19 protein-coding genes are annotated in these 22,361 nt (G+C 65.9%); 9 read left to right on the top strand and 10 right to left on the bottom strand.

Annotated features, from left to right (window positions below):
- Nucleotides 1-197: 197 nt before the first annotated feature.
- The 3 genes from SC1_RS19635 to chrA all read left to right on the top strand — a co-directional run bounded on the left by SC1_RS19635 (nt 198) and on the right by chrA (nt 5,401).
- Complete coding sequence (locus SC1_RS19635; RefSeq protein WP_062186223.1) at nt 198-1,022, top strand: molecular chaperone; 825 nt, start codon at nt 198-200, stop codon at nt 1,020-1,022.
- Between the two features lie 32 nt (nt 1,023-1,054).
- Complete coding sequence (locus SC1_RS19630; RefSeq protein WP_238586788.1) at nt 1,055-3,829, top strand: carboxypeptidase-like regulatory domain-containing protein; 2,775 nt, start codon at nt 1,055-1,057, stop codon at nt 3,827-3,829.
- 372 nt (nt 3,830-4,201) lie between these two features.
- Complete coding sequence (gene chrA / locus SC1_RS19620) at nt 4,202-5,401, top strand: chromate efflux transporter (RefSeq protein WP_062186219.1); 1,200 nt, start codon at nt 4,202-4,204, stop codon at nt 5,399-5,401.
- A gap of 440 nt (nt 5,402-5,841) precedes the next feature.
- Here chrA and SC1_RS19615 read toward each other — a convergent pair whose 3' ends face one another.
- Complete coding sequence (locus SC1_RS19615; protein WP_083436009.1) at nt 5,842-6,804, bottom strand: patatin-like phospholipase family protein; 963 nt, start codon at nt 6,802-6,804, stop codon at nt 5,842-5,844.
- A gap of 161 nt (nt 6,805-6,965) precedes the next feature.
- Here SC1_RS19615 and SC1_RS19610 point away from each other — a divergent pair, with 161 nt between their 5' ends.
- From SC1_RS19610 to SC1_RS19600, 3 genes are read left to right on the top strand one after another with little or no spacing between them, the layout of a single operon-like run.
- Complete coding sequence (locus tag SC1_RS19610; RefSeq protein ID WP_062186215.1) at nt 6,966-8,501, top strand: NAD(P)/FAD-dependent oxidoreductase; 1,536 nt, start codon at nt 6,966-6,968, stop codon at nt 8,499-8,501.
- Nucleotides 8,502-8,521: 20 nt separating this feature from the next.
- On the top strand, nt 8,522-8,953 hold the full coding sequence (locus SC1_RS19605) for a GtrA family protein (protein WP_062186213.1): 432 nt from the start codon (nt 8,522-8,524) through the stop codon (nt 8,951-8,953).
- Nucleotides 8,950-10,818, top strand: a complete 1,869-nt coding sequence (locus SC1_RS19600) for a hypothetical protein (protein ID WP_062186211.1) — start codon at nt 8,950-8,952, stop codon at nt 10,816-10,818. Before SC1_RS19605 ends, SC1_RS19600 begins: the two co-directional genes overlap by 4 nt.
- A 7-nt stretch (nt 10,819-10,825) precedes the next feature.
- Here SC1_RS19600 and msrB read toward each other — a convergent pair whose 3' ends face one another.
- The 4 genes from msrB to SC1_RS19580 form a co-directional block, all read right to left on the bottom strand.
- Nucleotides 10,826-11,314, bottom strand: a complete 489-nt coding sequence (gene msrB, locus SC1_RS19595; RefSeq protein WP_062186209.1) for a peptide-methionine (R)-S-oxide reductase MsrB — start codon at nt 11,312-11,314, stop codon at nt 10,826-10,828.
- Between the two features lie 55 nt (nt 11,315-11,369).
- Nucleotides 11,370-12,623 (bottom strand): cytochrome P450, encoded by a 1,254-nt coding sequence (locus tag SC1_RS19590; RefSeq protein WP_062186207.1) that lies wholly within the window; start codon nt 12,621-12,623, stop codon nt 11,370-11,372.
- Nucleotides 12,624-12,869: 246 nt separating this feature from the next.
- Nucleotides 12,870-14,117, bottom strand: a complete 1,248-nt coding sequence (locus tag SC1_RS19585) for an ABC transporter permease (RefSeq protein ID WP_062186205.1) — start codon at nt 14,115-14,117, stop codon at nt 12,870-12,872.
- On the bottom strand, nt 14,114-15,088 hold the full coding sequence (locus SC1_RS19580; protein ID WP_062186203.1) for an ABC transporter ATP-binding protein: 975 nt from the start codon (nt 15,086-15,088) through the stop codon (nt 14,114-14,116). Before SC1_RS19580 ends, SC1_RS19585 begins: the two co-directional genes overlap by 4 nt.
- 49 nt (nt 15,089-15,137) lie before the next feature.
- On the opposite strand from SC1_RS19580, the gene queG reads away from it, so the two are divergent.
- The gene (gene queG / locus SC1_RS19575) at nt 15,138-16,190 is read left to right on the top strand and encodes a tRNA epoxyqueuosine(34) reductase QueG (protein WP_062186201.1); all 1,053 of its coding nucleotides are present in this window, start codon (nt 15,138-15,140) and stop codon (nt 16,188-16,190) included.
- Between the two features lie 6 nt (nt 16,191-16,196).
- Here the strand turns inward: queG and SC1_RS19570 are convergent, their stop codons facing one another.
- Both SC1_RS19570 and SC1_RS19565 read right to left on the bottom strand, forming a co-directional pair.
- Entirely contained in the window at nt 16,197-16,592 is a 396-nt protein-coding gene (locus SC1_RS19570; protein ID WP_238586787.1) for a hypothetical protein, read from the bottom strand.
- A complete protein-coding gene (locus SC1_RS19565; protein ID WP_062187025.1) occupies nt 16,589-17,269 on the bottom strand; it encodes an EI24 domain-containing protein in 681 nt (226 codons plus the stop codon). Before SC1_RS19565 ends, SC1_RS19570 begins: the two co-directional genes overlap by 4 nt.
- A gap of 110 nt (nt 17,270-17,379) precedes the next feature.
- Here SC1_RS19565 and SC1_RS19560 point away from each other — a divergent pair, with 110 nt between their 5' ends.
- Together SC1_RS19560 and SC1_RS19555 are read left to right on the top strand one after the other, a co-directional pair.
- Nucleotides 17,380-18,378, top strand: coding sequence for an adenosine kinase (locus SC1_RS19560; RefSeq protein WP_062186199.1), 999 nt, complete (start codon nt 17,380-17,382; stop codon nt 18,376-18,378).
- A 58-nt stretch (nt 18,379-18,436) separates the two neighbouring features.
- The gene (locus SC1_RS19555; RefSeq protein ID WP_062186197.1) at nt 18,437-18,694 is read left to right on the top strand and encodes a hypothetical protein; all 258 of its coding nucleotides are present in this window, start codon (nt 18,437-18,439) and stop codon (nt 18,692-18,694) included.
- A gap of 3 nt (nt 18,695-18,697) precedes the next feature.
- Here SC1_RS19555 and SC1_RS19550 read toward each other — a convergent pair whose 3' ends face one another.
- The 3 genes from SC1_RS19550 to tsaD all read right to left on the bottom strand — a co-directional run bounded on the left by SC1_RS19550 (nt 18,698) and on the right by tsaD (nt 22,327).
- Nucleotides 18,698-20,227, bottom strand: coding sequence for a lipopolysaccharide biosynthesis protein (locus SC1_RS19550; protein WP_062186196.1), 1,530 nt, complete (start codon nt 20,225-20,227; stop codon nt 18,698-18,700).
- Between the two features lie 76 nt (nt 20,228-20,303).
- Nucleotides 20,304-21,296 carry an NAD(P)H-dependent glycerol-3-phosphate dehydrogenase gene (locus SC1_RS19545; protein WP_062186194.1) on the bottom strand — a complete coding sequence of 331 codons (993 nt, stop codon included), beginning with the start codon at nt 21,294-21,296 and terminating at the stop codon, nt 20,304-20,306.
- Nucleotides 21,293-22,327 carry a tRNA (adenosine(37)-N6)-threonylcarbamoyltransferase complex transferase subunit TsaD gene (gene tsaD / locus SC1_RS19540; RefSeq protein WP_062186192.1) on the bottom strand — a complete coding sequence of 345 codons (1,035 nt, stop codon included), beginning with the start codon at nt 22,325-22,327 and terminating at the stop codon, nt 21,293-21,295. The genes SC1_RS19545 and tsaD overlap by 4 nt, the downstream gene beginning before the upstream one ends.
- Between the last annotated feature and the right edge of the window lie 34 nt (nt 22,328-22,361).

The raw sequence follows: 22,361 nt of genomic DNA, 5'->3' as shown, positions 1-22,361 counted from the left end.
CGTCCGGCGACCCCTTTCTTCGTCCGGACCACCAGGATCAGAACCCGCCAATTGCGCGATCGAGGCGACCGAATGGCGAAGATATCGGGTCCTGACGCCAGTTGGTTAGCGAAATATCAACCATGTCGGTGCAGGCAGGATGCGACCATCGGGACGGTGTGGGGCCGGCTCCCGGACGATTGTGGGGATCGTATCCAATGCTTCGTTTTTTGAAGGCCTTTGGCCTGTTCACCGCGGCTGCGCTTGGCGCCGTGGTATCGCCCGCGCTGGCGGCGGGCGACCTGCTCGTCGCGCCGACGCGCGTCATACTCGACGGATCGCGCGGGACCGAAGTGGTGTTGAACAATATCGGCAAGACGCCTGCAACCTATCGCATCAGCCTTGAGATCAAGCGGATGACGGCCGACGGCGGGCTCGACGAGATTGCCGAGGAGAATGTGACGACTGCGGAGCGCGCCGCGCTCGACATGATCGTCTTCAGCCCGCGCCGCGTCACGCTGCCACCGAACCAGCCGCAGGTCGTGCGCGTCGGTGTGCGTCTTCCCGAAGGAACGCCCCCGGGGGAATATCGCGCGCATATGCTGTTCCGCGCGGTGCCCGATGCGGCGCCGGCGACCGCCGAGCCCAAGCCGGTAAGCGAAGGCGTGTCGATCGCACTCACGCCGATTTACGGGATCACAATTCCGGTGATCGTACGGGTCGGCGATCTCGGCGCAGAAGCGTCGATCGGCGAAGCCTGGGTCAGCGAGACACAGGACGGCCCGGCGTTCAATTTCGACCTTTCGCGCACGGGCAATCGTTCGGTTTATGGCGATATCGAGGTGACACGGCCCGGGCTGGCCGAGCCGCTGCTCGTTGCGCGCGGGATTGCGGTCTATCCGGAAGTCGGCGCGCGCAAGGTATCGCTCCGCGTTCCTGGCGAGTTGGCGGCGAAGCTGAAAGGTCCGGTGCAGATCCGCTACACCGAAGATCGCGAAATCGGCGGCGGCACGATCGACGAGGCCGAGCGGGTGGTGAAATGACGATGTAGGTTGCGGGAGCGGAGCGGGGCGGGATGATGATCCGCGCGGCGCTTTCCCGATGGATGAAGGCGGCGATGGCCGGGTTCGCGCTGGTGGGGCTGCTTCCTGCCGGCGCCGAAGCCGTAGAAAAAAAGCCCGTTTCGATCGCGGGCGACGGCTGGTCGCCGAACGAGGATGACAGCTGGCTGTTCGACATGCGCTCGGGGCAATATCGGGTCGGCGACGGGGTGCGCGGCTATCAGACGCCGCAGGGGATCTGCGTCGATCTGGGCGATGTCGTGCTCGCGCTCGACCTCGCGGTGCGCGTCGACAAAAAGTTGCGCCGCGCAACCGGCTGGGTGTTCGACGAGCGGCGGAGTCTTGCGATAGACCGCGACGCGGGCGAAGTACGCGCGGGAAGCCAGAGCTTTCGCCTGACCGCCACGACGATCCGCGACACGCCTGCGGGGTGGTGCGTCGAATTGGCCAGTCTGAACGAGTGGCTGGGCGTTCCGCTCGCCGCCGATCTGTCGAATGCGGTGCTGCGGATCGACTCGAAGGACAAGCTGCCGTTCCAGCTCGCCGCCGAACGCCGCGCGCGCGCAGCCTCGATCCGCCCGCAGGCCGCTTTCGACCTTGCAAGTCTGCCGCAAGCAGCGCGGCCATATCAGGCATGGGCGATGCCGTCGGTCGATGTCGTCGCGTCGGCGGGTGTGGTCTCGGACAAGCGCGGCGGGTCCTATGTCCAGGGACGTTACGAGATTTTCGCGGCGGGCGAGGTGGCAGGTCAGAGTTTCGACGCGCGGCTGTCATCGGATAATGAGGGGGTGCCCGACAGTTTGCGGATGCGGCTCTATCGTACCGATCCGCAGGGGCGGCTGCTCGGCCCGTTGAGGGCGACGCATTATGGCTTGGGCGATGTCAGCCTGCTCTCGACCGGCATCGTCGCGGCGTCGGCGCCGGGGCGCGGCGCGGTGCTCACCAACCGGCCGATCGAGCGGCCCGACGCCTTCGACAAGACGACCTTTCGCGGCGACTTGCCCGCGGGCTGGGATGCCGAGCTCTATCGCAACGGGCAGCTGCTCGCCTTTACGAGCCCGAACGGCGACGGCCGCTACGAATTTGTCGATGTGCCGCTGCAATATGGCGCGAACCGTTTTGAGATCGTGCTTTACGGACCGCAGGGGCAGATCAGGCGCGAAATCCGGCAGGTGCAGGTGGGAATGGATTCGATCCCGCCACAGCAGACCTGGTATTGGGCGGGGTTCGCGCAGGAAAATGCCGATCTGATCGAGTTCGGAAATCAAAGGCGCGGCGCATTTCGGCGCGGCTGGCGCGGGACGATGGGGCTCGAACGCGGGCTCGACACGCGCACTTCCGCCGCGGCCTATTTCCACAGCCTGATGATCGAGAATGTCCGCTATAATTATGGCGAGGTAGCGCTGCGCCGGTCGATCGGGCCGACCTTGTTGGAGGTGGGCGGAAGCTATGCCGACAATGGAGGTCTGGCGGCGCGCGCGAGCTGGCTTGCGGCATTCGGCGAGACCTATATTCGCGCCGATGCGATGCGCGGGTGGGGCGGGTTTGTTTCGGACCGTTTGATCAATAATATCAACGGTATCTCTTCGGTGTCGATCGACCAGTCGGTCAAGCTGGGGCGGACGGTGCTGCCGCTGCATTTCGACGTGCGGCACGTCGAACGATGGTCGGGGGTGGACAGTCTGGAAGCGAGCGCCCGCGCGTCGGCGAGTTTTCGCGCGCTGACCTTTACCGGGCAGCTCGATTGGAGTCGGACGAAGGTGCCGGTTGGTCCCGATCCGCCTGACAATCTGTCCGCCAGCCTGCTCGCCAACGCCCGCATCGGGCGCGTTCGCGTCCGTGGTGAGGCGCGTTTTGCGCTGTCGGGCGCCAATGCGGATTCGCGCATGACGCTGATCGGCGAATGGGCCGGAAGGGGCGATGCCGAATGGCGCACCGAACTCGGCTATGACCGGGGCCTCGATCGCGCGCGGGCGGGTCTGGGATATACGCGCCGTTTCAATAAGCTGCAGCTTACGGGCTTTGGGGAGGTCGCGAGCGACGGATCGGTCGCGGCATCGCTGGCGCTCGCCTTCAGCTTTGGGCCGAAATCGAACGGCGGCTGGCGCGTTTCGAGCGAGAAGCTCGCGAGCCGCGGACAAGTCGTCGCCGAGGTATGGATGGACGAGAATGGCGACGGGGTCCGCCAGCCCGGCGAAACTGCGTTGCCCGACGTGCCGCTGACCGCTGGCAATGCGTTCGTCGATGCGGCGACCGACAGGGCGGGGTTTGGCGCGATCGACGGCCTTGAACCTTTCCGCCCGGTGATGATCGGGATCGATGCGGGCAGCCTGCCCGACCCCTATGTCCAGCCCGCGTTGCCGGGTGTCGTGGTGACCCCGCGGCCTGGGGTGGCGACGCGCGTGCTGCTGCCCATGGCGGCGGCGGGCGAAATCGAGGGTGTGTTGCGCCGCGACGGCGGCAATCCGGTCGAGGGATTGAGCGTCGAACTGGTCGATGCCGAGGGACGTTTGCGCGCGACGACGATCACCGAATTCGACGGCTATTTCCTGTTCGAGGGCGTCGCTTACGGCCGTTACACGGTGCGGCCGGGCAAGGCGTCGGCGGCGGCGCTGCGGCTCGACGGCGCGCTTGTGCTGAGCGCGGCACCCGGCAAGGCGATGCCGCGGGTGCGGCTGGGGACGGTGGCGCTGAAGCCGCTGAGCCGCGACGTTGCGATACGGGCCGAAGCGCAATCGGGCGGCAACTTGGCCCGCGGTCCGCCGGGCGAGGGGGATGGCGGGTTGTAGTTGTCAGGTTGTTTTGGGGTAGTGAGCGGGCGTTGCGTCAGCCACTTCGTCATCCCGGGCTTGACCCGGGATCCCGCTTTTATTCGCATCCACCGGCCTTCGAAATCAAGCGGGACCCCGGATCAAGTCCGGGGTGACGATGATGGAGAGGTCGGCAACCGCTCGAATGGGGACCTTCGACCGGTATCGATGTGCCTACCCCGCCGTGGTCGGCCGCGTTAGGTCTCGAACTGCGCCCATCACCACAATTGACTTCGTTCAGGCTTCGGACGATATCGGCGGCAACGGGCCGGTGCGGACGCCCGTTCAGGCGGGGTCTTCCGCCCAAGTTCCGCTCCATCCGCTGCATTTTGCGGCGCTCGGAGCGTTAATATGACAACCGATCTTGCCTCAACCCGCCCGTCAGAGCTCAGCCTGGCGGCATTGTTCCTGAAATTCCTGCGTTTCGGATGCTTGGCCTTTGGTGGACCGGTCGCGCAGATAGCGATGATCCGGCAGGCGCTGGTCGACGAGGAGCGCTGGATCGATCCGGGGCGTTTCAACCGGCTGCTCGCGGTGCTGCAGGTCCTGCCCGGGCCGGAGGCGCACGAGCTTTGCGTGCATCTGGGCATGGTCGCGCGCGGCCGGATCGGCGGATTGCTCGCGGGGCTGGGGTTCATGCTGCCGGGGCTGGCGCTGATGCTCGTCGCCGGCTGGCTTTATGTCGAGTGGATCGCGGGCAGGACCGGGTTTGCGGGAATATTGCTCGGCGTGCAGGTCGCGGTGCTGGCGATCATCCTGCGCGCGGTGGTTCGGATCGGGCAGCATATCGTCGAGGATTGGCTGCTCGCGCTGATTGCCGCGGCGAGCTTGCTCGCCACGCTGGCGGGCGTGCCCTTCTGGATTCCGCTCGTTGCCGGGGGCCTCGTCTATGCCGCGGCGCATCGTCCCGCGGTCGCAATAGCGACCCTGATCGCCGCGACGGGCGTCGCGGTGGCGATCGATCTGATGGCTCAGCCCGCGATGTCGGCTGCTTCGGCTGCGACCGCAGCTCCCGTCACGCTCGCGGCGCTGTTTGTCGCGGGGCTGAAGGGTGGGCTGTTGACCTTTGGCGGCGCCTATACCGCGATCCCCTATGTTCGAGCCGATACCGTAGGGCGCGGCTGGATCGGCGACGGGACTTTTCTCGATGGGATCGCGCTGGCGGGCGTGCTTCCGGCGCCGCTGGTCATTTTCGCGACCTTCGTCGGTTATGTTGCGGGGGGTCCGGGCGGCGCGCTGGCGATCACCGCAGGCATGTTCCTGCCGGCCTTCGCCTTTTCGCTGATCCTGTTCGAGCGATTGGAGGCGATTGTCGAGAATCCCGCACTGCACCGCGTTCTCGCCGGCGTTGCCGCGGCGGTGGTCGGCATCATTGCCGCGACGTTCGTCCAGCTGGGGCAAGCAACGGGCGCACGGGTGGCGGATCCCCTGTTTGCGCTGTTACTCTTTGCCGCGGCGCTGGCGGTGGTGTGGCGCGTCAAGGGCGCGTGGGTCACGCCGGCGATCGTCGCGGGCGGGGGGCTTGCGGGGTGGCTCGGGATGGCGGGTTAGGGGTGGGGAGTTGCCGTTGCCCTCTTTGGACATCGCTCGGCTGGATCCGGGATCGGGTCGGCGCAATATTCCAAAGTTCAGGAAAGTTCAGCCCTGTGAGAGCCCTGATTTGCAAGTCGCGGAGTGCTGGATGTGCGCGGCACGTCCGATCATGGTCGCACCCGCAAGCAGGCAGAGACCGCTTTTTGTTCACCGAATGAAAGAGCCGGATTAAAGCTGGCACGGCCGGATAATGTAGGAAAGACCTATTTGAAGGCGATGTTTGTTTTGGGGTGAGAAGCGGGCGATCAGCCACCCACTTCAGTCATCCCGGGCTTGACCCGGGATCCCGCTTTTTGACTCACTCACTGACTTCGATTTCAAGCGGGACCCCGGGTCAAGCCCGGGGTGACGAGGAGAGAATCTGTCCGCTTCCCGTCGAAAGCTGCTGTTTGATCCATTCAGCTCAGCAACGGTTCCAGCGCGTCCCATTCGCGGTCGACGGCGCGGCGGCCGGCGTCGATTGCGGCGCGGATCTTTGCCGGGTTGAATTCGAGCGTTTCGGCGACCTCTTCCTCGGGTTCGATGATGCGGATCGGCGCGAAACGGTAGCGCGCGATCTGGACGTCGAGCGGGCGGAGGATGCGCGCGGCCTGCGCGCCGCCGATGCCTTCGTTCTGGAGCGCGCGGAGCTGGCCCTCGCGCGCCGCGATCAGGTCGTTGATCAGCGCGGCGCCGGCGAGGTCGTTCGCCGACACCTCCGATTGCAATATGTCGACCGCGCGCAGCCCGATCTTGATGAGGTTGGGAAAGGTGCGCACGGGTCCGGGGCGCGGCGCGGGAGAGGCGCGGACCGCGATCACACCGCGCGGATTCATTTCCAGCGCCGAGCTGAGGGGCGTCACATCGCGGACGCCGCCGTCGACCCATTGCTCCTCCGTTCCGTCGCTTGCCCGCGTCTTTAGCGGATCGAAGAAGAGCGGCATCGCGCAGCTTGCATAGACCCAATTGTGGATACCGGGCACACTCTCGTCGATCGTGCGATAGGTGCCGGTGCACAAGTTGACTACACCAAGGAGCAGCTTGCGCCCGCTCGCGCGGAGTTTTGCGTCGTTCGCGAAGCCCTTGAGCAGCCGTTTGAGCGGCGCGGTGTCGTAAAGCGCATCTTCGCCGAGCAGCCCGCCGACGACGCCGAGCGGGCGCGATTTGTAGATTGAGCTGTTGCCACGAATGGCAAGCCATGTGTCGAGCAGGGCGGGGATATCATCCTGCGCTACGCCGAGCGCCTGAATCGCGCCGGTCGACACGCCCGCGACGATGTCGAGCCGGACCCCGCGATTGACGACGAGTTCGTGGACGACGCCGACCTGAAACGCGCCCTTTGCGCCGCCTCCGCTCAATACGATTGCCAAACCGCCTGCCATATCGCGCCTCCTGGCTGTCGCCAGTTTACCGCAACAGCGCCCGAAGCCCAAGGTTTGAAGCCGCGTTTTCGCGAGAATCGAGGCCCGATGTTAACCACTTTTTATCCATGATTGGCCACAGGGGTAGCGAGCAAGAATTTGCCTGTGGGGAACAATCGAAAATGTCCGAAGCCTTTGGTTCGAAAAGCCGTCCGACGGGCGTCGACGTTGCTATCATCGGCGCGGGGCCGGCGGGGCTTACCGCCGCCTATCAGCTGACACAGCAGGGTTACCATGTGACGGTAATCGAAAAGGACCCGGTCTATGTCGGCGGGATCAGCCGCACGGTCGAGCATGAGGGCTTTCGCTTCGACATCGGGGGACACCGCTTTTTTTCGAAGAGCCGCGAAGTCGTCGACCTGTGGAACGAGATTCTTCCGCATGATTTCATCGAACGCCCGCGGATGAGCCGCATCTATTACGAGGGCAAATTCTATTCCTATCCGCTGCGCGCGTTCGAGGCGCTGTGGAACCTCGGCATCTTTCGCTCGACGCTGTGCATGGTGAGCTATGCGCAGGCCAAACTGTTCCCGAACAAGGCGGTCCGCAGTTTCGAGGACTGGACGATCAACCAGTTCGGGCGGAAGCTCTATTCGATCTTTTTCAAAACCTATACCGAGAAGGTGTGGGGCATGCCGTGCGACGAAATGTCGGCCGACTGGGCGGCGCAGCGTATCAAGGGCTTGTCGCTCGGCGGCGCGGTGATCGACGGCCTGAAGCGCAGCCTCGGGCTCAACAAGAAGCCGAACGATGGAATGGCGACGAAGACGTTGCTCGAAACCTTTCGCTACCCGCGGCTCGGCCCCGGCATGATGTGGGAAGCCGCGCGCGACAAGGTCGTCGCGGGTGGCAACCATGTGCTGATGGGCCATAGCTTCAAGCAGCTGACGCAGGACCAGAAGACAGGGCGCTGGCGGATGACCGCGACCGGTCCCGACGGCGATATCGTGATCGACGCCGCGCATGTCATCAGTTCGGCGCCGATGCGCGAACTGGCGGCACGCATCCATCCGCTGCCCGCGTGCGCGCTGAATGCCGCGCCGAACCTCAAATATCGCGACTTCCTGACCGTTGCGCTCAAGATACGCTCCGAAGACCTGTTCCCCGACAATTGGATCTATATCCACGACAGCAAAGTGCGGGTCGGACGGGTGCAGAATTTCCGAAGCTGGTCGCCCGAAATGGTGCCCGACCCCGAACTGGCGTGCGTCGGGCTCGAATATTTCTGTTTCGAGGGCGACGGACTCTGGGCGTCGAGCGACGAGAAACTGATCGCGCTGGCAACCAAGGAAATGGAAGTTCTGGGCCTTTGCGACCCCGAAGATGTCGTCGGCGGCGCCGTCGTCCGGCAAGAAAAGGCCTATCCGGTTTACGACGATGATTATGCCGCGCATGTCGAGACGATGCGCAGCGAACTCGAGGCGCGCTATCCGACGCTGCACATGGTCGGGCGCAACGGAATGCACCGCTATAATAATCAGGATCACGCGATGATGACCGCGATGCTGACGGTGCGCAACATCGTCGCTGGCGAAAAACTCTATGATATCTGGGGCGTTAACGAGGATGCCGAATATCATGAGAGCGGCACCGAGGGCGAACAGGCGGCACTGGCCTCGGTTCGCGAAGTGCCGGCGCGCGTGGCGAAAGCCGCGTAGGGCCGGGCCGGGGGATCGGCATGCTGCCTGTGACAAAATTGGTCGCGTCGGTGCGGCGCGGCGAAATTCGCTGGCTGAACTATCTGCTCGCCAGCGGGCTTGCGCTCGGCAGCGACGCGGGGCTGTTCCTGTTGTTGCTCGACGCCGGTATGTCGCCGGTGATGGCGTCGGCGACGGGCTATTGCGCCGGGATCTTGGTGCATTGGATGGTGTCGAGCCGGCTCGTCTTTGCCGACGGCGCCGCGGCGCGCGGTACGGGCGAGCGGCATCGCCAGAAGCTGCTGTTTGTCGGATCGGCGCTCGTCGGGCTTACGGTCACCACCGCGATCGTCGGTGGCGGCAGTGCGCTCGGCCTTGATCCTCGGCTCGCGAAGCTCGCCGCGATCGCCGTCAGCTTCCAGACCACATATTTGCTGCGCCGTCATATCGTGTTCCGGACCGCCGCAGCATGAGCGACGCGCGCGCGCTTGCCGCGGGCGCGCCGCCGGCTCGGGCGCCGTCGTCTGATGGGATCATGCTCGGCCCATGGTTCACGCCGGTCCGTATCGCGCTGATCATCTGGGGGCTGATGAGCCTCGTCGCGATCATCGCGAAATGGCACGGCATCGGCGCGCTCGATCTGTCCGACACCGACGATGCCATGCGCATGGCGCAGGTCCGCGACCTGCTCGCCGGGCAAAGCTGGTGGGACCTGTCGCAATATCGCGTCAATCCGGCAGGCGGCGGGGTGCTGATGCACTGGTCGCGTATCGTCGACGCGCCGCTGGCGGCCGGCATCCTGCTGCTGAAGCCGCTGTTCGGACAGGCGATGGCCGAACGGATCGTGATGACCCTATGGCCCCCGCTGCTCGGCGCGGCGCTCAGCGTCGCTTGCGTCCTCGGTTATCGCAATCTCTCCGACCGGCGGATCGCCTATGCCGCGCCGCTCTTCCTGATCATGTCGGGCTATATACTGGTGCAGTTTCGTCCGCTTCGGGTCGACCATCACGGCTGGCAGATTTTCTTCGCGATGCTGATTATGGCGCAGGCGCTGCGCCCCGCGACCTGGCAGGCGGGCGTGCTCGGGGGCATTTTTGCAGCGGCGTTGCTAGCGGTGTCGATCGAAGGATTGCCGATCGTCGCACTGTTCGCGGGGCTTGCCGCGCTGCGCTGGGCACTGGGCGGAGGCGCTGAAGATCGCGCGCGGCTGTGTGGCTATATGGGATCACTGGCAGCCGGAGCGTTGCTGTTACAGTTCGCGACGCGCGGTCCGGTCGGCCTTTCGGGCACATGGTGCGATTCGCTTTCGGCGCCCTATATGGCAGCCTTCGCCGCCGCGGCGGCGGTGACCTTTTCCGCGGCCCGGATCAACCCGGCCCGGGCATCGATCCGCTTCCTGCTGCTCGGCGTTGCGGGCGCTTCGGCGGCGGTCGCGCTGGTGTGGACCGAACCGCAATGCGCGAACGGACCGTTCGCCGCGCTCGATCCGATCGTCGTGAAATATTGGTATCGCAATGTCCTTGAAGGCCAGCCCTTGTGGATGTCGCGCGCGCATGATGTGATCCATGTGCTGGTCCCCTCGGTGATCGGCCTTGCGGGATCGCTGCTTGCGTGGCGGAGCTGCACCCTCGCGGCCGACCGCAGAAACTGGGCGACGATCATCGTCGCGCTGATCGGTGCGGCCGCGCTGTCGCTGTTGGTTCTGCGCAGCGCATCGACCGCGCATCTTTTCGCCTTGCCCGGCTGCGCCTGGCTCGGCGTGCGTGCATGGGTCCGGGCGCGGACGATCACATCGACGGTGCCACGCGTTCTGGCGTCGGTCGCCGCGGTGCTGACGTTGCCGCTGCTCGGCAGCATCGCGGTCGCAGCGGTGCTCGGTCCGCTCGTCCCGTCGCTGAAAGCTGAGGACAAAAAGGCCGAGGCGGACGCTGCGCTCGCAAATCCCTATATGGCCAACTGCCTCGATCCCGCTGCCATCGCCGATTTGGCGGGGCTGCCGACGACGACGATCCTGACCCCGATCGATCTTGGCGCTCCGGTGATTTTCTGGACGCGTCACAGCCTTGTCGCGACGCCGCACCACCGCAACAAAGAGGCGATGGCCGACACAATCCGCATTTTTGCGGACGATCCGGCGAAGGCGGAAGCGCTCGTGCACAAGCAGCAGGCGACGCTGATCGTCTATTGCCGGACGGCGAATGATTTCACCCGATATCGGGGCGCCCGCAAGGATGCGCTCGCGGCGCAGCTTTATGCCGGAAAACCGCCGGCATGGCTCGAGGCCGTGCCGATCGCGTCGCGCGCAGGCCTGTCGGTGTGGCGGGTGAAGCCCCGGTAAGGCGGTCTCAGGCGGGGCGGAAGCGCAATGCCGCGCCGTTCATGCAATATCGCTTGCCCGTGGGCTTCGGCCCATCGTCGAACATATGACCGAGGTGCCCGCCGCAGCGCCGGCAATGCACTTCGGTGCGCGGGTAGCCGAGTTCGCGATCGGTCGCAGTGCCGATTGCGCCCTTGAGGGGGGCCCAGAAGCTGGGCCAGCCGGTGCCGCTGTCGAACTTGGTCTTGCTCGAATAGAGCGGCAGCGCGCAGCCCGCGCAGTCGAAGGTGCCGGCGCGCTTTTCCTTGTCGAGCGGGCTGGTAAAGGCGCGCTCGGTCGCCGCCTCACGTAGCACGCGATACTGAAGCGGGGACAGGCGTTGTTTCCATTCGGCGTCGGAAAGCTGCCAGCCGGCCTGACCTTTCGGGCGCGCGCCGGGCCTGGCGAACAGCATCGGCGCGGCGATCACCGCGCCGCCGAGCGCGAGACCGGACAAGATGGTACGGCGTTCGATCATATCGGGACTCCTTACCCGAAATACGCGCGCCGATCGCGACCGGTTACATCACGCGTCAATATCTTTCGAGTTCGACCTGCATGTGGCGATAGCCGTGGACGAAGCTGGCGTTGACGCGCTCGGGTTCGGAGAGGACGTTCACGCGCAGACGGCGCTTCTGCATTTCGGAGATCAGCGTCGTGAGCTGCAACTCGGCGACGCGCGCGCCGACGCAGCGATGGATGCCATAACCGAAGGCCAGGTGACGACGGGCATTTTCGCGGTCGACGATGATCCGGTCGCCGTCGGGGAAAATCTCCTCGTCCCGGTTCGCCGAGGCGTACCACAGGGCCAGCTTGTCGCGCTTCTTGATCTGGTGACCGAACAGTTCGGTATCTTCCATCGCGGTGCGGCGCATGTGCGCCAGCGGCGTCTGCCAGCGGATGATCTCGTGCATCGCGTTGACTGCGAGGTCGGGATCGTGATTTGCTTCAAGCTTTGCGCGCTCTTCGGGAAAACAGTGAAGGCCATAGGCATAGGCCGACATCGAATTGCGCGTCGTGTCGTTGCCGCCGACGATGAGCAGAATCAGATTCCCCATGAACTCATGCTCGCTCATATGGTTCATCGCGTCGGACTGAAGCATGATCGAGATGAGGTCGTGCTTGCCGGGATTCTTCGCCTTGTGATCCCATAATTCCTTGAACGCCGCACCCATTTCGAACGCCGTCGCGGTGCGCGCATGCCGTAGTTCGGCCGTGTCGAAAGATTCGATGTCGCCGAGCGCGTCGGACCAACGGGTGAGGTTGTGGCGATCGGCCCAGGGGAAATCGAACAGGATCGCGAGCATGTCGGTCGTCAGCTCGATCGAGAGTTTCTCGACCCAGTCAAAGGGCTGACCGACCGGCAGCGTATCGATCAACGCCGCGGTACGCGCGACGGTGTCGGCGCGCATGCGCTCGATCTCCGACGGACCAAAAGCGGGCGCGACAGTGCGGCGCTGCGCAGTATGTTGCGGCGGATCCATCGCGATGAACATCGGCATCGGGATCTCGCCCTCTTTGAGATATTCGACCCCGTCGCCGGCGACGGTGATGCCGCCATATTCCCATGAGGAAGAGAAGATTTTCGGCAGCGCTTCGATATGCTGGATCGGCTTGTAGGTCGTCACCGACCAATAGGGACCGAACTTCGAATCCTCGCAATAATAGATCGGCGATTCGGCCCGCAACTGGCGCATCGGTTCCTGCCAGACATCCTTGCGCCACAGCTCGGCGCGGCTGACGTCCAGCGGGTTGATTTCGGGTTCGACGCGGATCTGGGTGGCCATGGGGTGCTCCTCTCACGGCCGTCTTGTCCGCGGCCAATTGAGTTGCAGAATGCCACTATTTACAGCTTTGTCAACGATGGGGAGGGGGGCTTTGGGGTGGGAAGATTACGCCGCGTCGACATCCCGGACTTGATCCGGAATCCCGCTTCTTTTGACGCAGTTTCCGGATTCGGTATCGAGCGAGCCCTCGGATCAAGTCCGGATGGCGGTAACGGACGGGTTGGCGACTCCGTCGAACCCGCCGGCTCAGGCGGTCTTTCTCTTCTTCCAGAATTTCCAGCCGCTGCCGCTGCTCAGCACGCCGGCGCGGAAGAGGCGGACCGAAAGCCATATGACGAGCGCAACCCAGATCGCCTGCCAGCCGAGCGCGAGCAGGTGGACGGCTCGCGCATCGTCGGTTGCGGCGCGGGCCGCCATCGCGAGCGGGGAGGAGAAGGGAAATATCTGCGCGAAATGTGCAAGCCCGCTGCCCGGCGCGCTCGCCGCGCCTGCCGAGAGGCTGAACATGCCGACCTGAAAGATGGTGATCGGCAGGCTGAGCATCTGGATTTCGCGCACCGACCCCGCCTGTGCGCCGACACCGAGGAAGACCGCGCCGAGGAGGAGGAAGGACAGGATGAAATAGGCAAAGCCGATACCGAGGAAAAAGGGCCAGCCGGTCGCGGGCATCGCGGCGAGCGCGGTCGCCGCCTTGCCGGCCTTGCCCGCGGCGGCGATGGCAGCGGGATCGACCTGTGTCGCAGCGACCAGCCCGCCGCCCATCGCGACGACCATCCAGAAGGCGATGAACAGCACGGCGACGCCAAGCATGCCGAGCAGCTTACCGAGAAAAACGCTTTCGAGCGGGACCGCGGCGGCGAGAATCTCGATGACCTTGTTGCCCTTTTCCTCGGCGAGCGAACTCACCGTCTGGCCCGCCAGGAGCAGGGTCAGGAGGAAGATGACGAACACTGCGCCGAACCCGATCGACTGTTGCACCGCAATGCTCGCGCCGCCGCTGGACAGCGCTTCGAAATCGGGGGTGATCGATGGGAGCGGGCCGGCGGCGCGCGCGCGCTGTACATCGCCCGCGAGCAGACCGAGATAGCGGCCCGCGCTGCTGCCCCGTTCGCGTTCGACGATGCGGGGGGCGGTGAGCGGGCCGCTCATGACGGCGTAGGTGTCGCTGCCTTTTTCGCGCGCGATCGCGACGGGATCGGCATTCGCGGGCCCCGCGATCCGGATATCGAGCGTCGCGGGTTCGCGCGCCATCGCAGCGCGAAGGCGCATGTCGGCGGCGCGTAACGCTTCGATGTCCGCAGGGTCTGCGACGACGACGATTCGGCCAGCACCGCGCGCGCTGTCGGCAAGCTGTGACGCGCCGACACCGCCGGCGAGGCCCATCGCGACCATGAACAGCGGCGCAAGCAGGAACAGGAGAAAGGTCGGGGTCGCAACGATCGCGAGAAAGTCGCGCCGCGCAACAACGAACATGCTGCGGATAAAGGGGGTCATGCGCTTGCCTCCTCGACGGCGTCCTCGGTCGCATCGGCATCGAACCCCGCATCGACCTGCCGGACGATATGGACAAAGGCATCGTGCAGCGCGGGACGGCTGATCGACAGGCCGATGACGCCAAGGCCGCTCGCGGTGATGCGCGCGAGCAACGGCTCGACGTCGCTGTCCCCGATCGCAAAATGCCAGGCATCGCCGCGCAGCTCGGCTCCTGTGGGCAGGTTCGCAGCGACCGTGGCGTGATCGCTCGCCGTGCGCGGGGTGTAGCGCACCTGCATCGGCAGCAGCGCGCGCGCGTCGTCGACCGTGCCTTCGAACCGGCGCGCCGACCGCGCGATGATTGCGATGCGGTCGCAGAGCCGCTCGGCGTGCGCCATGACATGCGTCGAAAATAGGATCGTCGCGCCGCGGTCGCGTTCGCGCCGCACGAGCATTTCGAGTCGCTCCTGATTTACGGGATCGAGCCCCGAGAAAGGTTCGTCGAGAACGATGAGGTCGGGGGAGTGGACGATCGAGCCGATGAGTTGGATCATCTGCGCCATGCCCTTCGACATCTTGCGGATCTTGGTATCGACGACGCGTTCGAGCCCGAGTTCGGTCATGAAGCGTTCCGCGCGGCGGCGGCCCTCGGCCCAGTCGAGCCCGCGCAGCGCGCCCATGAAGGCGATCGCCTCGCGCGCTTTCATCCCGGGATAGAGCCCGCGCTCCTCGGGAAGATAGCCGATACGATTGCGCACGCTTTGCGGCTTGTGTCCGCCGAAGAGCTGGCTTGCGCCCTCGTCGGGGTCGATAATGCCGAGCGTCATGCGCAGGCTCGTCGTCTTGCCGGCGCCATTGGGGCCGAGTACGCCGTAAATGCTGCCCGTCGGCACCGCGAGGCTGACATGATCGACCGCCTTGTAATTGCCGAAATATTTGGTGAGGCCATTCGCCTCGACGCTGAAATCGTTCAAATTTCGGTCCCCGATCATTCGCTCACCGGACTATGGCACGGCGAGGCGGCTCGCGTATAGAGCGCCAATGGTTGCCGAAGCCTTGCCTTCCCTGGAACAACGCCTCGAAGCGGTCGCGCGCGAGCATGGATTCGCGGCGTTCGGAATCGCGCGTGCCGACGCGGCACCACAAACGGCGGCGCGGTTGAACCAGTGGCTCGCCGAGGGGCGCCACGGCGACATGATCTGGATGGAAAGCCGCGCCGAGCAGCGCGGATCGCCCAAGGGGCTATGGCCCGAGGTCCGGTCGGTGATTGCTTTGGGCATGAGCTATGCCCCCGCGCTCGACCCGCTGGCGCTCGCCGAGCATCCGACACGCGGGCGCATTTCGGTCTATGCGCAGGGCGGCGATTATCATGACATCGTCAAAAAGGCGCTGAAGGCTGTCGCACGCTGGCTCGTTGCCGAGGTCAAGGATGCCGAGGTCAAAGTGTTCGTCGACACCGCGCCGGTGATGGAAAAGCCTCTATCAGCGGCCGCCGGGCTCGGCTGGCAGGGCAAGCACACCAACCTCGTCAGCCGCGACCATGGCAGCTGGCTGTTTCTGGGGGCGATCTACACGACGTTGGAGCTTACGTCGTCAACGCCCGGGCGCGATACGTGCGGAAGCTGCGCGGCATGTCAGGACGCCTGCCCGACGCAGGCATTTCCGGCGCCATATCGGCTCGATGCGCGGCGCTGTATCTCGTACCTTACGATCGAACATAATGGTCCGATTCCGGTCGCGTTGCGGCGCGGGATCGGCAACCGGATCTATGGCTGCGACGATTGCCTTGCGGCGTGCCCGTGGAACAAGTTTGCCGACACCGCGCACACGCACCGCGCCTTCCTGCCGCGCGCCGAGCTGGTGGCGCCGTCGATCGGGGACCTGCTCGCGCTCGACGATGCCGATTTCCGGCAGGTGTTTGCGGGGTCGCCGATCAAGCGGATCGGGCGCGGGCGGATGGTACGCAACGCTGCGATCGCGGCGGGAAACAGCGGCGATGCGCGCTTCGTGCCGGCGCTCGAGCGGCTGGCGATGGACGAATCGCCTATGGTCGCCGACGCGGCATTATGGGCCCTTGCCGAACTGACGTCGTGACGTCGCTTAGCGCTGCAGGGCCTGCGCGCAGCTGTTGACCTCGGCATTGCGGCCATCCGGAGTGCGCGCGTCGACATGCGTTGCGACGGGATTGGCGCCCGCGCGCGGCGCGTAAAAATAGATATCGAGGATACAGTTCGATCCGGCGAACTGCAGCTTGCGGCCGGCGCCCTCGGAGATGTCGAGCCGCGGCTTGCCGAACATGCGGCCGATCGCGTCGGCGCTGTTTCCGATCAACGCATTGTTCTGCACCGGTTTCACGACGGTAGTTGGCGGCGGCGCAGTCGTCCGGGGCGGGGGTGTCGCGCGCGGAATCGCGGAGCCGGCGCAGGCGCCCAGCGTCAAAGTTAGAAGCAGCGAGGGGCCGGCGATGGCGGCCAGGCGGCGTTTTTCGATCGTCAATTCTGGTCCCCCTTGCCGAGATGCAACATATGGACGGCCATAGCGGCGCCGAGAATCGGCGCCAACAGATTGGCGACGGGTACCACGAAGCTTGCGGCGGACAGCAGGCCGAGCGACCAGCGCGCCGGCCGGTCAAAGCGCGCATGGCCGGGGTGGCGCGCGAGCACCATCGCCTCGAGATCGCGGCCGAGGAGCAGGGCGTTGACGAGCAGGGCAAAGATCGGCGTGCCGATGCCCGTGACGAGCAGCAGGATATAGACTGGCAGCGCGAGCAGGTTGCCGCCGATCAGCCGGCCGAGCGATGCGAGCGCGAGGCCGATATTCTGGCGCCAGCCGACATCGACGGCGCGACGGGCGGCGGCGGGATAATGGCGCCCCTCGACATCGGCGACGATCGCATCGGCGAACAGGCCGACGACCACGATAGCGACCGCGCGAAACAGCAGCCAGCTTCCCGCGATGATGAGGAGAACGATCAGGACCCCCGCCATGTCGAGCTGTGCCTCGTCGAGCCATTTCCAGTGGGCGAGCGCCCAGCGCGTGCCGAGGAAAAGCGCCGCGCCCGAAACGGCGAGGAGGAGCAGGGTGAGCGCCAGGCTCTGCGCTAGGACGCGGAGCACGCGCGGCTGGGGCAGGTCTTTGAGCGCGAGCAGGAAAGCGTGGACGGCGCGGGCCATCACCGGTGGATGAGCGGCGCGGCGCGCTGCGTCAAGCACCCGCGCTTGCGTTGACGCGCCGTCGCCCCTAAAGGCGCGCGCAGCTTTTCCCATATAGCACTGGATTTTTCATGGCCTCCACCGCCCGTTTCGACGTTGTCGCCATCGGCAATGCGATCGTCGACGTTCTTGCCCGCGCCGACGACGCGCTGATCGAGTCCGAGGGGCTGACCAAGGGATCGATGCGGCTGATCGACGGTGAAGAGGCTGAGCGGCTGTACGCGGCGATGGGCCCGGCGGTCGAGGTTTCGGGCGGCAGCGCCGCGAATACGCTTGCGGGCATGGCGGCGCTCGGCGAACGCTGCGCCTTCATCGGGCAGGTCGCCGACGACCAGCTTGGCCATGTCTTCACCCACGATCTGCGCGCGCTCGGCGTCGCTTATGAAACCCCGCCGCTCAGCGAAGGCGCGCCGACCGCGCGCTGCCTGATCCTCGTCACCCCCGACGGGCAGCGCACGATGAACACCTTCCTCGGCGCCAGCCACCTTCTCGAACAACGCATGATCGACGAGGCTTGGATCGCCGATAGCGAGATTCTGTATCTCGAAGGCTATCTGTGGGATCCCGAACTGTCGCGCGCGGCGATGCGGCGTGCAATCGACGTGTCGCGCGCGGGGGGCCGCAAGGTCGCCTTCACGCTGTCGGACGCTTTCATCATCGACCGCCACGGCGCCGATTTCCGCAAGCTGATCGCCGAAGGGCTGTTCGACATCCTGTTCGCGAACGAGGTCGAAATCTGCGCGCTCGCCGAGACCGACGATTTCGAAGCGGCGGTTGCGAAGATCGCGCCGCAGGTGCCGCTGCTGATCGTCACGCGCGGTTCGCATGGCGCGATCGCGTTGCAGGGCGGAACGCGCACCGAGGTCGGCGCCGAACCGATCGAAACCGTCGTCGACACGACGGGCGCTGGCGACCTGTTCGCGGCGGGGTTCCTCTCGGGTCTTACCGAAGGCCGTTCGATCAAGGATTGTCTGACGATGGGCGCGGTATGCGCGCGCGAAATCATCGCGCAGGTCGGCCCGCGTGCGCAGACCGACCTCAAGGCCAAGGTCGCCGAACGCCTCGGCTAGGAACTTTATCGGTCACGGAGCGTCCTATGCCGCATCACAGGCACAGGAGGATTTTCCCATGGCCGATGAAATCCACACGACGCGCGATCCCGACGGGACGACGCACACCACCACGGTTATCGATCGCGAACCGCGGCGCGGCGGGGGAATGGGCCTTGGCCTGATTTTCCTCGTTGCGATCCTGATCGCCGCCTTTTTCGCCTTTCAGTTTCTTTCTAGCGAAAAGGCCGAGAGCGGGGCGATCGCCGAAGCGGCGCAAAAGGTCGGAGACGCTGCCGAAGACGTCGGCGATGCGGCCCAGAAAGCCGTCGACTGACGATCAGGCGGCGGAGGACGCCGCCGGATCGGGGTGTTTCCTGAACAGTTCGCGGTCGGCAGGGCCGAAGCCGCGTGTCCAGATCAGCCAGCCATAGACCCCGAGGATGAAGGGAACGCCGATCAGCAGCTCGGCCCATTCGGGAAGCTGCGTCGCGCCATAGCCGAGCACAGTGGCGCCCGCGGTGGCCCAGACGAGCGCCCAACGCAGGCTGTTCACGGGCGCGCCGAGGATGCGCGCGAGCAGGCGTGCCTTCACCAGCGACGCAAATCCGAGCGCGAGCATGAGTGCGAGCGCGACGGCTCCGGCATAATAGATCGGCGGCAGGCCCATCGATTTGGCGATCAGGATCAACGCGACGCTGAATCCGGCCTGCAGCGCGAGCGTTGCGATGCTGATCAAGAGGTTGCGATGGCGCGCGACATAGACGAGCGCCGCTTCGCTCACCACTGCGGTCGCGGCGACGACCTCGGCAGCGAGCAGGAAGGCGAGCGCGGCCGTGCCGCTGACGAATTCGGGGCCGACCAGGCCCATAACCGCTTCGCCGGGGATGCCGAGCGCGAGCGCGACTCCTGCTTGGGCTGCAATGATCCAGAATCCGACCTGGCTGACCTGCGCGGCGACGGCTGCGAGCCGGTTCTCGGCAAGATTGCGTGTTATGACGGGGCCCAGGATCGGCTCGAAACTGGTCTTGAGCTTCTGCGGCAGCGAGGCGACCTGCTGCGCCATATAATAGATGCCGTAGATCGTCGGCGAGGTGAACTGACCGAGGATGAACAGGTCGAGGCGGCGTGTGCCCCATTCGATCGCGTCGGCGGCGGCAAGCGGCGCGTTGCGCCGCGCAACTGCGATCAAGTGCGCCGGGTGCGGCTGCCACCCCTGCGGGCCCCCATAATGGCGTAGCATCGGGATCAGCGCGGTCAGGAAGGCGCCGAGCATCGCGGCGCCATAGGAAAGCATCAGCCCGTCGCGCGCCGAAATGAACCAGAATCCGGCAGCGGCTATGCTGATGACCCACGGCTCGACGACCGCGCGGGCGCGCACCGTGGCGCCGACGTCGAATTTATAAGCGCAGGCGGCGAGTGCGATATCCGTCCCCGCGATCGCGAAGACGAGCAAGGCCATCCAGCGATCTGCGCTGTCGATGCCGCCCGAGGGGAACATCAACTGGGGGAATAGCACCAGCAGCAGCGATCCGGCGGCCGAGGCGATGAAGGCAACGAACATGCCGTCCCAAACGACGGTGCGCTGGTCGGCGCCCGGAGCGCTTAGCTGTTCCGCAAGGCCGCGCTTCAGCCCCAGCGTCGCGAGCTGCGCGACGAGTTCGATGACGAGCACGGCGAAGGCAAAGCGGCCGACCGCTTCGGGCCCGTACCAGCGACCCGCCACATAGAGAAAGGGCAGGCGTGCGACGAGGCGGAGGATGAAGCCGAAGAAATTGGTGCGCCCGCCCTTGGCCAACGCGGCAGTATCCGCGTCTCCCGACGGGGCGTCCGGCGATCGGGGCGCGGCTGCGCTATCGGTATGGCTCAAGCCTGGCGCCCCTTCTGCTTTACCCCGTTGCGCAGTTTAGCGCGGTCGGGGGAGGCAGGCAATTGTACGAAGCAATTCATCGCCCTTCGGGTCGCAGCGGTCGGCTGAGCAAAGCCTGAATGGCGTCGCCGACGCGTGTTTCGCCGGCTACGAGGCGCGCGACAGTGTCGGTAATCGGCATGTCGATGCCATCGGCGCGCGCGGCAGCGGCGACGACGGGTGCGCTGAAGGCACCTTCGGCAACGGTGCGGCGGTCGGCCATCAGCACGTCGGCGGCTTCGCCGCGCCCGAGCCCCTGGCCGAGCGCGAAGTTGCGCGAGGCGGACGAGGTGCAGGTGAGGACAAGGTCGCCAAGGCCAGCGAGGCCCGCGAGCGTTTCAGCTTGCGCGCCGCGTGACAGGCCGAAACGCGTCATTTCGGCAAAGCCGCGGCTGATCAGCGCCGCGCGTGCGTTGAGCCCGAGCCCGGCGCCGTCGACGATGCCGCACGCGATCGCGAGGATATTCTTGACCGCGCCGCCGATCTCGGCCCCGATGACGTCGGTCGAGACATAGGGACGGAAATGCGGGCGCGCGAGCGTCTGCGCGATGTCGGCGGCGACGCCCGCATCGGCGGCGGCGAGGGTGATCGCGGTCGGCAGCCCCGCGGCGACTTCGTGCGCGAAGGTCGGGCCGGAAAGGACGGCGTGCGGCCGCTTCGGCGCAAGATCGCGCGCCATGTCGATCGGGAAGGCGAAGCTTCCGGCCTCCATGCCCTTGCTGCAAAGGACCAGCGGCGCTCCGCCCGCGGGTAGCTCGGCGAGCACGGCGCGCAGGAAGGGGACGGGGACGACGACGAGCAACGCGTCAAGATCGGCCATGTCGGTAAGATTGCCGGTTGCGGTCAGCGAGGACGAGAGTGCTGCACCGGGAAGGAAGGCCGGATTGCGATGTTCGGCGTTGATCGCGGCGACGACATCCGCCTCGCGTGCCCACAGGCGCACGGGAGTGCCGTCGGCGGCGAGAAGCTGCGCGAGCGCGGTACCCCACGCGCCGCCGCCGATCACGCCAAAATTCCGATATGACGTCATGCTTTCACTCCCGCGCCGCGCACCGCTTCGGCCTCTGGATCAAGCGGCCAGCGTGGACGCGCGGCGGTGTCGAGCGGATCGGTGAGCCCCGCAGCGAACCGTTCGGCGCCCGCCCAGGCGATCATCGCGCCATTGTCGGTACAGAGCCACAGCGGCGGCGCGACGAAAGGCTTGTCGAACCGCGCGGCAAGATCGGTCAGCGCTCCGCGTATCGCGCCATTGGCGGCGACCCCGCCCGCGACGACGAAAGCGGTCGCATCCGGGCAAGCCGCGAGCGCGATTCGACTGCGGTCAACAAGGCAGTCGACGACCGCCTGCTGAAAGGAAGCGGCGAGATCAGGGATGCTGTGCGCGCCTGATGCGGCGGCGCGGGCGACGGCGCTCTTGAGCCCTGCGAAAGAGAAATGCGGTTCGGCGCTGCCGATGAGCGGGCGCGGCAGCGGCACTGCAAAAGGATCGCCGTCCTTTGCGACGCGCTCGACTGCGGGGCCGCCGGGATAGCCGAGCCCAAGCAGCTTCGCGGTCTTGTCGAAAGCCTCGCCTGCGGCATCGTCGATCGTCGTCGCAAGGCGGCGATAGTCGCCCACGCCGCGCACGAGCAGCAACTGGCAATGGCCCCCCGAAACGAGGAGCAAGAGGTACGGAAATTCGAGGCTTGCATCGGCAAGGCGCGGGCTGAGCGCATGGCCTTCGAGATGGTTGACCGCAATCAGCGGCTTGTTCGCGGCGTGCGCAAGCGCTTTGCCGGTGACGAGCCCGACCATCACGCCCCCGATCAGCCCGGGGCCAGCGGTCGCGGCGATCGCGTCGACGTCGGCGAGCGACAGCCCCGCGTCGGCGAGCACGCCCTCGACGATCGGCGCGAGCCGGTCGACATGCGCGCGCGCCGCGATCTCGGGAACGACCCCGCCATAGGGGCTGTGCTCAGCCTCCTGCCCCGCGACGCGATGCGCCAAAATGCGCCGCTCGCTGTCGACGAGCGCTGCCGCGGTTTCGTCGCAGCTCGATTCAAGGCCGAGGATCAGGGTCATATTATTGCGCGTTCCTTTACCCGCCCCTTTATCG

Origin of the sequence: Sphingopyxis sp. C-1, from assembly GCF_001047015.1 — a bacterium.
Lineage (GTDB): Bacteria > Pseudomonadota > Alphaproteobacteria > Sphingomonadales > Sphingomonadaceae > Sphingopyxis.
This window is presented reverse-complemented; position numbering and strand designations above follow the sequence as displayed.